Origin of the sequence: Achromobacter sp. RTa (assembly GCF_000757485.1) — a bacterium.
Taxonomy (GTDB): domain Bacteria; phylum Pseudomonadota; class Gammaproteobacteria; order Burkholderiales; family Burkholderiaceae_B; genus Achromobacter.
Window position 1 is genome coordinate 133798 of the sequence record NZ_JPYO01000007.1, and the last position, 13423, is coordinate 147220.

The following is a 13423-nucleotide window of genomic DNA, read 5'->3' on the forward strand; positions in this document are numbered from 1 at the left end:
GAACAAAACAAAGGAGAACCCAATGAATATCGGCCTGAATACCGCCGCCCGCCTGTTTGCGGCCGCCCTGACGACCAGCGTTCTGTTGGGCGCCAGCCCGAACGCGCTGGCCCACCCAGCAAACTACAAGAACACGCGTGAATACCAGGACGCCTTCGCTTGCGGCAAGGAATCCCTGGAGAGCGATCCCAGCGGCAATTCCGCGGTGTCGTACTGCGTCGGCAATTCGCGCGACCCGTCCAGAATCGAGATGCAGGCATACAAGGACGCCGTCACCGCCGCCAAGCGCCCTGCCGCGCAAGCCACGGCTTGCACCTTCGGATACGGGGTCTACCAGGCCAATGGCTCACGCGCCGACAACTTCGAAGAAGGCCCGCAGAAGGTCACGACCATGAAGCAGGTCGCCCTGCTGGCGTCCGGCCGGGAAATCCAGGTATACGACGCCCAGGGCAGGTCCATTCCGCTGAATATCCTGCAGCAGTGGTTCAAGGGCACCGCCAAGGGGATCAGCCTGACGCCCCTGGCGCTGAAGACCTGCTCCAAGCAGCAGATCGGATAAGCGGATATTTCTATTTCAGGCACGGGGGCCGGTGGCGAGGTGGACCCGACGAAAGGAATCGCCGTCGGCACGGTATTCGAGCGCGCCGCCTTTATCCCGCATGGCGCCTATTTCCATATCACGTCCTTCGACGATAAGCGGATCGTGCGGGAAAGCGGCTGAGGCGACGGCAAGCCGGCCATCGTCAACAAGGTGCCCAAGGGCGTGGGCAGCACCTTTGAGCTACAGTTTCCGCCCCCAAAAAAAAGGTCACCCGCTGGGCTCTGGATTACGGCCAACGCATCAAGGTGTCGGAAGGCAGCAAGCAGACGCACTGAATTATAGAAATCATCAATGTACTCGGCCAAGCTTAACGTAGCAGCATCGCGGTCTGAGTAGATATGCTTCTTGATGTGTTCCTTCTTCAGGCTACCGAAGAAGGACTCGGCTAGAGCGTTGTCCCAACAGTTTCCCCGCCTGCTCATGCTCGGCTCAAGATGATTTGCTTTGCAGAAACGTCGCCAGGCATCACTGCCATACTGAGTGCCTTGATCTGAATGGATCAGCGTGCGTTGAGGGCGTCGATCTCGTACTGCTTTGGCAACAGCATCGAGGACTAATTCTCGATGAATTGTCGGCCTTGTAGCCCAGCCAACGATCTTTCTAGAAAAAAGATCCATGACTACGACCAAATAAAGCCAGCCTTGCCAGGTTCGAATGTAGGTGATGTCTGTTACCCAGGCCTCGTTGGGTCTGGAAACGGTAAATTTGCGCTGCAACAGGTTGGGAATCAGCGGTGATGGTTTGGGGGCTGGAATATGCCTCGTGCGATATCCATGCAGCGCGCGCAAGCCGTTCTCCCTCATAAGTCGCGCCACTCGATGCTTACTGCACGTTTCTCCGTGCTCTCGCAAGTCTTGCAGGACTCGGGGAGCGCCGTAGATGCCATGGCTGGCAATGAAGGAGGCACGAATCAAGCGGAGAAGCCGAACGTCCTCCTGCGCCCGATCAGATACTGGATCACTTAGCCAAGCGTAGTAGCCAGCACGCGCGACGCCAAGAACCCGGCACATAACTGAAATGCTGTGGTCGTCGCTGTGCGCTTCGATGAATCTATAGGCTCGCCTTACTCTGCTTGGTGTCTTGTTCCCAGACATAGATCATCTCCAATCGGTTCAGATGCTACTCCTGTCCACTGAACCCTGGTAACTCCAGTCTGACACCTTATTTATTTTTTTCTATACCTTATTTTTAGAGCGTATGATAAAAGTCCACTATGGAAGATACACCTACCTTCCACTGAGAAATTATCATCCCATCCGCGTTAATTTCAGCCCTTTCAGGGATGTAGATATTCACATTATCGGGAACAAATGGCACAGAAAGCTCATCCAAAAAGAGCACGCTATTTTGAATATACGCGCCCCCCTCAATAAATACCACCCAATAGAACAAAAAATTTGACACACTAGGATCCCACATCGACGTCAGCAACGCTGAATGTCTACCATTTTGCAGCCCCTCAGCCAAAGATTGCTTCCAGCTCCTTAAGTAATCGTCTTTAGACCAATACCCCACCGGCGCAAAGAAACTCTCTTTATAACCGTCAATTTCCACTTCACCGCGCAATACCGCCTCATCAAACTCTTTGAGAACCTCGCCTTTCAGGCTAATACTAAAACTCATTTTTTCACCCAATTCAGATCTTTGTCATAGGCACCCACTCTCCCGCCTCGACGATCAAAAACCTTCCAGCCATCCGAAACATTATGACCATCAACGTCAGGGGTAATGTAGTTTTTCCCATTCCAAAAAACAGGAAAAAGGTGTCAGACTACATTTTCGCGAACGACTTAGCCCCGCCGGCAGGGAAATGTAGTCTGACACCTTATTCTTCCCAGATTCGAGTAGTACGCCTTGCGTGCTTGCTGCAGGTTGTTGGCGGCCGTCACCGCCTCCTTGGGGTCCAGGCTTTTGGCTTGTACCTCCAGTGCTGCGATATCAGCCTGCAGGATTTTCGCCACCGCCGCGCAAGCCGCCGGACTATCAGGAAAATGTAGTCTCACACCTTATTTTATTTCCTCATCTCACCTATAAACCCAAAATTCCCTGCAAATTTTGTCACATCCACACATCCCGGACGAAACACGACACAAGTGATAGGAAGATTAAATAACAAGCAATCTTCCAAATTTATCTCCCTATAAAACGGCCCTTGAAACTCCTCTATACCAGCCTTACTGGCTTCAAATCGACATGCACTTACCTTTTTTTTCCTTGCAAGAAGGTCACTCACGCGAGCCACCCAGAATGAACTCGCGCCCTGAGTTTTGAATGCATTTTCTAATCGAAATGCATCGTCTTCAAATATCGCCTTATCATCTATGCAAAAAACACTCCACGACCGCCTGCCCACTTCGATTTCGTCAAGATCTCCACTTTCAAGTAAGAGTTTTTTTATATCGACAAGGCAATTCCCTTCCAAATCGATACTTCTATCACTTTGATCCATAACGAATTTCCCTCGTCGTACGCCCATTTGGATTTTGAAACTCAATCGTTGTACGGCCATCCCGACTAGGGCGCATTATAACTGTACTACCATCCCCAAACGTACCGATGCTAATATCGCCCCGGCTGGTTGAGACCGTCTTTACGTTAGCCGGCTTCAAAGGGATACAAGGCTACCGTCCAGTGTCCAGCCGGCTCAGAGGTGCGGATTCGAGGCTTAATCTGTTAAACAAAGTCCAAGCTTTGGGTGTCAGAACAAGCTGCTCGAATCCGCTGTGGTGATAGCTAATCACCACGCCGACCAAGATACAAGGTGTCAGACTACATTTCGCGAACGGCTTAGCTCCGCCTACAGAAAAATGTAGTCTGACACCTTATTTTTCGTGCCTTAACCAAACTGTCCGAGAAATCCGGGTCAGCTCAGACTACATTTTCTCGACATTTTCTCGCGAACCACAGAACGCGGCCTGAGTGAAAATGTAGTCTGACACCTTATTTTCATTATTTTGTTTAGAAAGATATTTTATCCAAAATCTCTTTTAGTTTCGCAATATCCTCGGGGTGACACTGAAGATACTTCTCACAAGCGAGCCGAATGAATTCAAAACAAACCGTCTCACTCACAACAACGGTGTCCCCATCCTTAGGGGAATCGCCATAAGCAAACTCAACCCCCTCAAAATGCTCCTCGCCAAACGGGCTACCCATATCTGGAAAATTGCAGTACGCACCATCCGTACCGAACCCCCACCCCCTTACTATGTAACCAACCGCCTCTAAGAAGTAGCCATCAGCATACATCCTGTCGAAGTAGCCCTTAATAACCCAATAAGGATCCAACTCATCGTATGGCTGACCAAACAACTCTTTCATAGCAAACACCACCTTACTTAGGATGGAAATTGGTCACGGCCCCAGTGGTCTTATCTAAATACACCCTAAAAGCAACACCTCCGGCGGTGGAGTCATACTGCCTCAGCCCTCTAGCCAAAGCCTCCTTATATCCGCTGCTTGCAGCCTGCTGCCCCAAGTCAAGGATTTTTTGATCAGTGAACACTTTGGGGTCATAAACAGTCTTGGGAAATACCTGATTTTTATAACCAACAACATTTCCCGCTTGATCATATGCAGGAATTTGGTATCTGACGGTAGTAATACCCGCGACAGAGGTCGGTGTCTCGCTAAGCACCTTCACACCATTTGCAGCCGCAGCCTGATTGAAAGCTTCCAGGTTATGAGTACCGCTAATCCCGCTCTTCTGCGTCAGGCCGTCAAAACTGCTGAGATGGTTCTTGATGTTAGGATTGAAGCTCATCCCTTCCGGGAAAGTGGCAGTTGCTTTTGCACCATTCAATGCCGAAGCCTTAGCCTCCTCCGCCACCGATTGTATTCTCTGCCCTGCAGTCGATCCTCCCCCTTTCAGCCCCAGCGCTAGTGCCGGCGGCACAAACGCCGCAGCCAGCGTTTCGCGCCGCATCGCTTGCAGGTCCCGGGCCTCTTGCTGCGTCAGATAGCCGCTTTCATATAGTTCCTGCCCCGACATCGAGGCCAACCACGAGCCTTTGCCTGCTTCTTCGAGTTCCTGCTGGGCAGCGTATGCGCGCCATTCCAGATTCGAGTAGTACGCCTTGCGTGCTTGCTGCAGGTTGTTGGCGGCCGCGGCCGCTTCCGTGGGATCAAGGCTTTGGGCTTGCACCTCCAAGGCCGCGATATCAGCCTGCAGGATTTTCGCTACCGCCGCGCAAGCCGCCGGATTATCGAGGCATGCGCCATCCGCAGCATAGTTGCGCCCCTGACTGACAGCCTGTAGCCTGCGCGCCTCCTTTTCGGCTAGCGCGCAGTCCCCTCCGGCGCAATCTTTCCACGCTTGTAGTGCGGCAAGGTATGACTTCAGTTCATCTGGCTTGAGGTAATTGTTTTCCGTCTCATTGACAGCCGCAAACGTGGCATCCATGACGCTAGTGCCAGCAGCTAGCGCAATACCCGCCACCAGAGACTCCACGAGGTTACGACGAGCCTCCTTCTCCTCCGGATTCAAACTCTTTTGGTCAGCGCTCAGCAAGGCATTGATTACCGAACCGGCACCGGCGCCTAAAACACCGGCCGAACAACTCCCCCCTTTGCCCGCCGCGCCTGCGCAGCCCACGATTGCATGCATGGCGGCTCGCGCTGCCTCGGCTTCGGCACCATCTCCGAGGTTCGTGGTGATGCGCTTAACCTCCGATGCCGCCAGTCCTTGCAGATAGTTGATGGCGGCGGCTTGAACCATGTCGCCCATGGCGCCGGTCACATTGCCGGTTATCGCAGCGGATATGGCCGTCAGCCACCGGCGCATCTCTCCGCCCGGTTGCCAAACCTTCGCCTCTTCGAACGCCAGCTGCAATTGGTCTCGGCGCGGACCTTCGGGTTCATTCTCCAGTGCTTGCTCAAGCGCCTTCGCCTCTTTCGCCCGATTCGCCAAGAATTGGCCCGCTTGCAACTGAAATTCCGAAGCGATCTCGAACCCTGCCTCGATCTTCTCCTTGTCGAAGATCGGTTTCAGCGCATTCAGCGCATCCGACGTGTCCCGGTTCAGCGACGCGATCGCCTCGGCGGCCGTCTTGCCGGTCATCGCCAACTGGCCCGCCTCGTCGCGAATGACGATGGAGCCGCCGCTTACGCCGCTATGGATGGTTGAATTGGCATTGCCTGAGGCGGCGGCAATGGCGGGCATGCCGACGGACGTGCCGTTACTGCTAGTTGGCAGGCTGGTGCCCGGAACCTTCTCAGACCCGCCCGCCGCCTGGCCCTTCGAATTCGTGCCTACGTCACCGCTCTTGCTCTCCGCGCCCCCGCTGCCGCCCCAGCTATAGCCACCGCTCAACGCAATTTGATCCGCCTTGTACCGCGCGGTGTTCTTCAGGTCCTGGACGACGAGCGTTCCCGTGCCGAAGCGATTCAGACCGTCGGACACGGCCTGATCGCTGCTGGATATCACCCCTCCGATCAATGCGGTGTTCCTGTTCACGTCGACCAGGAAGCCGCCGTCGCCGGCCTTCAATCCCGCCTGTTCCGTGGCGGACTTGAAGTCGCTGTTCATCCGCCCTTGCGACACGTTGCCCGACACCGAGCTCTTGCAGTACCCGTAAATGCAGATGTTCGCCTGTATTCCGGCGCTTTGCCGCTTGGAGTCGTAGGTACTCGTGTTTTGAAGGGTCTCGATGCGCAGGTCTCTTCCAACCGATGCAATGATCTGGTCGGCTTGACCCACCGCACCGACCAGGGAGGTATCGCCGCCCGACTGCAGCGCGAGCACGTTGCCCGCCGTCACGCCGGTATAGGTCCAACCAGTGTCCTTGCCATCCGCGCGGCCGCGGGCGCCGCCAGCGCCGATATTGAGCATCACGCCGACGCCGTTCTCAGAGCTGGCCGTCACGCCGATGCCTATGCTCGCGCTAGCACTCTTGCTCTTCGTACGCTGTTCGAACGTACTTTGCGCAGCTTGCAGCAGGATGTCGCCGTCCGCCTTGATGACGGCGTTGTTCCCCGCCGAGAGCCGCGAGCCCGTTACGGTAACGTCCGAATCCGCCCCCGCGCCTCGGGCCACGATGGTGAGATCGTTGCCCGCTGCGACCGTGGAGCCCGCAACGGAGGAAGAGGACCGATCCGTGGTGCTTTGGCTCTTGCTCACGCCAAAGTTGATGTTCACGCTTACACCGCCCGCGCTCTTGGGATCGGCGGCTACTGCATCAGCGGCGTTCATGGCCGCCAAGCCGGTCGTGGCCAGCGCCAAGCCCTGCATGACCTTGTTGTCGGTCTTGCCGGCGGCATCACCCATCCTTCCCGCGGTCTGCATGGCGCTAACGATAGGTGTGCTTGCATTGATGCTCACACCAGTCTGCTTGATCTCGTGGAACTCCTTCTCTTGCGTGGTATCCAGCGCCGCGCCAATACTGACTTCCTTGCCGATCAACGTAATGTCGCCCTGGCGCGCGATGACGTTGCTGCCCATGATGTTCAGGGCGTTTCCGGCATTGATCAGCACGTCACCTTCCACGCTGCCGACCGTAGCGGCGTTGTGGAAGACCTTCTTGCCTTCGAGCGAGTCCGTCTGCTTGCTGCTGCCGTAGCTAAACCCGCCCATCGCGCCGAATCCCGACTTCTTGACCATCTTGTAGTCATAGCTGTCTTCGGCGTTCTGGCCGGGGAGGATGCCGACATCGCGGTCGGCAGACATCACCAAGTCGCGCTGGGCGCCGACGTTGGAGCCCGCCACGGTCAGGTCGCGTCCGGCCATCAGCACGGCCGTGTCTCCGGTGAAGGTCGTGGCGAGAGACTGTTCCCAATCGCTGGAAGTAATGGTGTGCGTCGTCTTCGACGATAGGAACCCCTTCTTCTTGTAGCGGGTTTCGTCGTAGGCGGATCCCGTTTCCACGCCGGCGGTCAGGTTGATGTCGCGCCCGGCGCCCACCGCCAGCTGCTTGCCTGCCGTGACATCGGCGACGCGCGCGTTGACGTCCTGGCCGGCGATCAGCGTGAGGTTTCCGCCCGCCGCGATCTGCGAGCCGATTTCCGTGCCGGTGCTCAGGTCATGCCGGTTGTTCTTGTTGCGGACGATGGATTCGCCATGGCTTTCGGTAAGCGTGGCCAGGGTGATATCGCGGCCGGCCTGCAGGCGCGCATTGTCCTTGACGGTGACTTGCGCCGCGGTCAGGGTCAGGTCGCATCCGGCCTGCATGCTGAGGCTGCCGGCATCCACGCGGGATACGCCGGAAACGTACGAACCCCAGGTCGCGCCGTGGTTCTCGGAAGCCGAGGTGGAGGTCAGCGCGATGTCGCGGCCGGCCGACAGGGCGACGTTGCCGCCCTTGATCAAAGACACCAGGTTGGTCAGGTCCTGGCGCGCGGCGAGGTCGATGGTGGCGCCCTGGATCAGGCCGCCCACCTGGTTGACGACGTTGGCGGCGGACATGACGGTGGCGTCGCGCGCGCCGATGGTTCCGCTGTTGGCGATGTCGCCTTCGGCGGCGAGCTTGACGCTACGCCCCGCCACCAAGGCGCCGTCGCCCTTCAGGTCGCCTTCGCGCACCACCAGGTAGACCTGCGGCGCCAGCACGGTCTCGGTGGTGCCGTCGGGCAGCGTGAGGGTCTGCTCCACCAGCCAGACCAGGTCGGTGTCGAGCAGGCGCTGCTGCGCCTCGGTCAGCGCGAGGCCAAGCTGGATGCCGTTGTTGCGCGCGAACTGCGCGCCGGCCGCGAGCAGGGCCTTGTACTGGCTGTCGTTGTCGGCGTAGCCGTCCAGGAAGCGCTGGCCGGAGGTGGCCAGGATCTGGTCGGCGACGAGCTTCTGTTCGTAGAAACCGTCGCCCAGCCGCCTGGGCTGGCCGGCCGGCGTGAGGAATCTTGCGCCGACGGGGATCACGGCGTTCAGGCCGCCAGGTTGCTTGCCCAGGCCGGCGTTGACGGAGCCGGAAGCGCCGGCATTTCCGACGGGCGCGCCGGGATGGCGCAGCTGATCGAACAGGTAGTCGCTGGAGACGCTTGGGCGATTGCCGACGAAACGCGGTCGGTGGCGACGATGTAGGGCGCATCGGGCCGGCCGTTGACGGCGAAAAGCTGGCTGTCCGGGATGGCGGCCGGGTTGGAGACGGTGCGGACCGCGCTACCGCCGGGCAGGCCGATGCTTGCGACGAGGACAGGGCCGGGCGCGCTGCCGCCGCTGGCGCCGGGAGCGCCGCCGCTGAGCGAGACGGACGCATAGCCGCCGGACGTGCCCACCGGAAGCTCGATGGCCTGCGCGGCGAGCGTGGCGGTGTACGGGACGGAGGTTTCCTTGCGGTCGCGTGAACGCGCCTGGGTGTAGGTAGCAGTTCCCACGCGCGTCACGACGCGCTCGCCGCCGGCGCCGATATTGTGGATGGCGGGGCCGGCTACGTTCAGCGCGCCGCCCGCGGCGATCTGGCTCTTGTCGTTGGTGACCGTGCCGGCCAGCGTCATGGCGCCGCCGGAGAGGATCTTGCCGGGGTCGGACGAGACGGTGCGGGTTTCGGTGACGGTCTCTTCGACCTGGTAGTAGGTGAAGGTGCCGACCAGGCGGCTGTCGAAGTCGGCGTTGAAGGCGCGGATGCGCGCATCCAGCTCCATGTGCAGCGCCTTGTACGCCGCATAGGCATCCTCGAACGCCTGGCGGCGCGCGGCTTCGGCCGCACACGCCTCTCTGCCGACACACTCGCGTTGCGGCGGCGTCCAGACCGGCATGGGGCCAGGCGGCGGCGTCAGGCCGAAGACAGCCCAAATGCGGGAATCGTAGGGGTAAAAAAACGTCTCCGGGCGCGTCTTGCAATCGGCGCCGCCCTCGCCTCCCGTGCACACCATTATTTCGGGGGAGTACGTGACGGGAATCGGCGCGGTTTTGCCCGCTCGGCCTTTTTTGTTGGGCACGTAATCGAACGGCGGCCCGTACCGCGAGGCGGGATACTTGCTGGAAGGCAACAAGAACCGTCGCTCTGGATCGTCATCCAGCCAGGCGGGCTCCTTGCCGCACATCGGCGTGACCTGGTCGCAGAACCAGTTCGCCTCCATGTCGTACACATCCGTCGAACCCGCTGGCGTCACGTACAGCTTGGGAACCGTCTGCATGGGCACGACCTGGCTGACGAAGTTGGTGTTGACGTTCTGGAGCGTGGCGGCCGAAATGGCGGCGTTGCCCGCGGCCTCGATGGCGGCCGAAGCGTTCAGCAGCGACACGGCCTGGCCGATGGCCTTGCGGTTGGCGTCCAGGGCGCCGCCGATGCGCAGGTCGGCGCCGGCGTAGATCAGCGCGTGCTCGCGGTTCGCGAGCGAGCCCACGCCCAAGTCCAGATCGCCGCGGGACGCGATGACGGCGCCGCCGCCGGCGCCCGAGCCGTTCACGATTTCCCCGGCGCGAATCGAGATGGCGTCGCCGTAGATGCGGCCGAAGTTGTCGAGGCCGCCCGCGTTGATGTTGGTCGAGGCACCGTCGATCAGGCCGGCGTTGGTCAGCCCGCGGGTGACGTTGATGGTGTTGTTGCGGCCGGCCAGCAGTTCGCCGGTGGCGCGGTTGTTCAGCGAGTCGGCCGTGACGCTCAGGTCGCGCCCTGCGCTGACGCTGGCGCTGTTGTCCATGGCGCCGCCCACGGACAGGGTCAGGTCGCGGCCGGCGGCGATGTTGCCGGCCTGGCTGAGCGAGCCCGCGTAGGTGAAGGACAGGTCCTGCGCGGATTGCAGCGTGCCCAGGCCTTGCAGGGCATCGATGTTGACGGCGAGGCGTTCGCCCGCCAACAGCAGGCCCTGGGCGTTCTTCAGCAGAGCGGCCCGCACCGTGGCGTTGCGCTGGGCGGCGACTTCTCCGCCGGTGTTGTCCAGTTCCCCGGTGGTAAGGGTCAGGTCCTGGCCGGCGCCGACGGAGCCGCCCTGGTTGTTCACCCGGTCGGCCATGATGGCGACGAACTTGCCCAGCACGCCCTTCGCGGGCGTTCCGGGGGCTGCCAGCGTGGCGCTGTTGTCCAGGACGGCAGCGTTGAGGGCGAGGGATTCGTCGGCCTGGATCAGGCCGCCCTGGTTGTCGACCGCGCCGGTCGCGGCGACGGTCAGGTCTCCGCCCGCCAGCGTGCCGGCGGCGTTGCCGACCCGCGCCGCTTCGATCCGCAGGCCGCGGGCGGCGGCGATCAGCCCTGCGGCGTTGTCGAGCTCACCGCCCAGCTTCAGCGCGGAGTCGCCGGCCGAGGTGAGCTTGCCGCCCTGGTTGCGCAGGCTGGCGGCGGCGATGTCCAGGGCGCCGCCGTGTACGACAGCATTGCGCGTGGCGATGTCGCCCGGCGAGGCGAGCGCAAGCCTGCCGACGGAGGACAGGTTGCCGCCGGACAGGTCCATGCCGGCGGCGGCAAGCGACAAGTCCTTGCCGGCCGCGCTGATGCCAGGGTGCGTAATGAGGGCCGCGGTGAGTTTGACGCTGCCCGGCAGGCTGAGGGTGCCGTCATCGCCGACGCCGGCGATAAAGCGGCCGGCGTTGCCGAGCGCGCCGAGCGCTGCGGCGTTCAGGTCGCCGCCCGCCAGCACCGAGCCCGTGTTGTCCAGAGTGGATCCCGCCCGCAAGTTCGCGACGCCCGCCGCGGACAGGATGCCCGCGTTCCGCAAGGCGGCGCCCGCCTGGAGGTCGAGGGCCGCCGCGGCCTGGAGGCGGCCGTCCGCCGTGGCCGTGAGGTTGCGGTTGGCGTTGACGACGAGGTTGCCCGCCTGGGTGGCGGCAATGCCGCCCAGCGTGGCGTCCGTGCCCGCGCGCAGCGTCATGCCCTGCCCCGCGGCCGCCGAGCCCATGGCTTGCAGCGCGGCGCTCGCGGTGGCGGCGAGCGTTCCGCCCGCCTGCAGGCTGGATGCGGCGCCCAGCACCAGATTGCCGCGCAGCGTGTCCAGCGTCAGGTCGCCCTGCAAGGCGGCCACGGTGCCGTCTATGGCCATGCCGTCGCCGGCATTCAGCGCCTGGGAGGCACCCGCCAGCATGCGGCCCTGGGCCAGCAGCGTGCCTTGCGCGCCCGCGGTGAACGTGCCGGCAGCTTGCGCCAGCCCCGCCGCGCCCACGGCCACGTTGCGACCCGTCAGCGTGAGGTTTGCGTCGGTGGCCGCCGTGCCGTCCACGCGCGCATCGCGCGCCGCGCCCAGCGCCATGTCTTGCAACGAAGCCAGCGCGCCGGCGGCGGTCAGGTCCCGGAGGGCCTGCGCCGTCAGCGTTCCCGCGGCCTGCACCTGCCCGCCTTGCGTCACGGTCAGGTCGCGCGCGCGCAGCTCCACATTGCCGGCGGACGTGTTGCCCAGCGCGGCGGCCGTGCCGCCTAGACGGGCGTCGCCCGCCGCCGCCAGCGTCAAGCCGCCGCCCGCGACGATGACGCCGTCGGAGTCCAGGTCGCCGCCCGATTGCGCGGCCAGGTCGCGCGAGGCCTGCATGCGGCCGGTTGCGCCTACGCGCAGTTGACCTCCGGCGTCGGCGGCCAGGTTGCCGGCCAGCGCGGCCACCGTGCCGTCGATGCCCATGTGACCCGCCGCGGACAGGCTGACGGGCGTGCCCGCCGTGACGACGCCGGTCACGAAGAGGTCTCTGGCCGCCTGCACTTGCAGCAGGCCGTCCGCGTCCGCCGTATCGGCGGTGCCGGCCGTGCCGGCGACGCGCACGTCCCGGCCCGCGCCCAGGAACAGCTTGCTGCTGCCTTGCGCCAGGCCCGCCCGGCCGACGGACAGGTCCGCGTCGGCTTCGGCGCGCAGGGTGCCGTTGGCGACCGTCTTGCCGTTCAGTTCGGCATCGGTTCCGGCCGACAGCAGGATGTCGGTTTCTCCTGAAATGGTGCCGTCCGCAAGCAACTTTCCGCCGGCCCGCGCGCCCAGCTGACGCCCGGACTGCAACACGCTGGCGCTGCCCAGCGTCAGGTCGCCGCCACTGATCGCCTTGAGGGTGCCGGCATCGGCCAGCAGCGTGCCGTCCACGCGCAGGTTGCCGCGGGTGGCGACTTGCGCGGTGTGGCCGGCGATGAGCACGCCGGCCAGCGAGGCCTGGTTGGCGTCTGCCTTGACCGAGCCGTCGGCCTGCAGGCGCGAGGCGGACGACGCCGCCAGGACTTCGCCCGCATCCAGCCGCAGATCTCGGGTGGCGAGCGCCTGGCCGTCCAGCGCCAGGTTTCGAGCCGCCCGCAGCGACAGATCCTTCTGCGAGGTGAGCTTGCCGAGGCTGCGCAGATCCCCGCCGGCCGTCAGGTCGATGGGGCCGGCCGCCGCCACTTGCGCTTGCGCGCCCACGGATACGTCGCCGCCCGCGGTTGCGCTCAAGCCGCCGGATGCGGCCGACAGCGCGCCGTCGATGGCCAGCGCGCCATCCGCCGCGATATCCGTGCCGGCGTTGGCGCGCACCGTGCCGGCCAGCGCCATGTTGCCGCCCGCCTTGGCCGCCATGGCGCCTTCGGCATCCCATTGCGCCTGGGCATCCAAGCGCAGGTCGCGCCCAGCAGCCATGGCGACGCGGCCGGAGCCCGCGCCCTTGCCCGACATCAGCGAATCGCGCCCCGCCATCAGCGACACATCGCCGCGCGCGCCGACCAGGCCGCCCAGGCTCAGATCCGCGCCCGCGCGCAGGGCCGTGGCCGCGCCGGACTGCAACTGGGCGCTTGCGCCCGCGGCCAGATCCGCCCCGGCCCGCGCCTGCAGCGCGCCCGCGGCGGTGATCCGCCCGGGCAGCGTCATGTCGCGGCCGGCCCGCAGCACGATCGCGCCCGCGGCCGTTACCTGGCCGCCGGATGCGTTCGAGGCCCCGCCGTTCGATCCGAAGCCGCCCGCGCCCGCCGCTTCCGAGCCCGAGCCGCCTGCGTCGGAACCGCCGCCCGCGGCGGGCCC

The 13423-nt window shown here is 62.8% G+C and carries 7 protein-coding genes and 1 pseudogene; 1 reads left to right on the forward strand and 7 read right to left on the reverse strand.

The features are described 5' to 3' along the window. Positions 1-22 precede the first annotated feature (22 nt). A complete protein-coding gene (locus JL37_RS04395; RefSeq protein WP_043542299.1) occupies positions 23-559 on the forward strand; it encodes a hypothetical protein in 537 nt (178 codons plus the stop codon). Positions 560-666: 107 nt separating this feature from the next. On the opposite strand, the gene JL37_RS29905 is transcribed toward JL37_RS04395, so the two are convergent. The 7 genes and pseudogenes from JL37_RS29905 to JL37_RS04415 all read right to left on the reverse strand — a co-directional run. Beyond that, the gene (locus JL37_RS29905; RefSeq protein WP_255352851.1) at positions 667-1695 is read right to left on the reverse strand and encodes an IS3 family transposase; all 1029 of its coding nucleotides are present in this window, start codon (positions 1693-1695) and stop codon (positions 667-669) included. A gap of 94 nt (positions 1696-1789) precedes the next feature. Next, positions 1790-2224, reverse strand: coding sequence for a hypothetical protein (locus tag JL37_RS30330; protein WP_156124215.1), 435 nt, complete (start codon positions 2222-2224; stop codon positions 1790-1792). Next, a pseudogene (locus JL37_RS31040) lies at positions 2221-2346 on the reverse strand (hypothetical protein); the annotation flags it as partial. The pseudogene JL37_RS31040 and the gene JL37_RS30330, both read right to left, overlap by 4 nt. Before the next feature lie 266 nt (positions 2347-2612). Then, positions 2613-3050: a hypothetical protein gene (locus tag JL37_RS30340; RefSeq protein ID WP_156124216.1), complete on the reverse strand. Its 438-nt coding sequence runs from the start codon at positions 3048-3050 to the stop codon at positions 2613-2615. A 509-nt stretch (positions 3051-3559) separates the two neighbouring features. Beyond that, positions 3560-3922 (reverse strand): ribonuclease toxin immunity protein CdiI, encoded by a 363-nt coding sequence (gene cdiI, locus JL37_RS04405; RefSeq protein ID WP_043542325.1) that lies wholly within the window; start codon positions 3920-3922, stop codon positions 3560-3562. A gap of 13 nt (positions 3923-3935) precedes the next feature. Then, positions 3936-8450, reverse strand: a complete 4515-nt coding sequence (locus JL37_RS04410) for a hemagglutinin repeat-containing protein (RefSeq protein WP_052096851.1) — start codon at positions 8448-8450, stop codon at positions 3936-3938. Between the two features lie 5 nt (positions 8451-8455). Then, on the reverse strand, positions 8456-13423 hold a 4968-nt coding region (locus tag JL37_RS04415; protein WP_043542301.1), incomplete at its 5' end, for a hypothetical protein.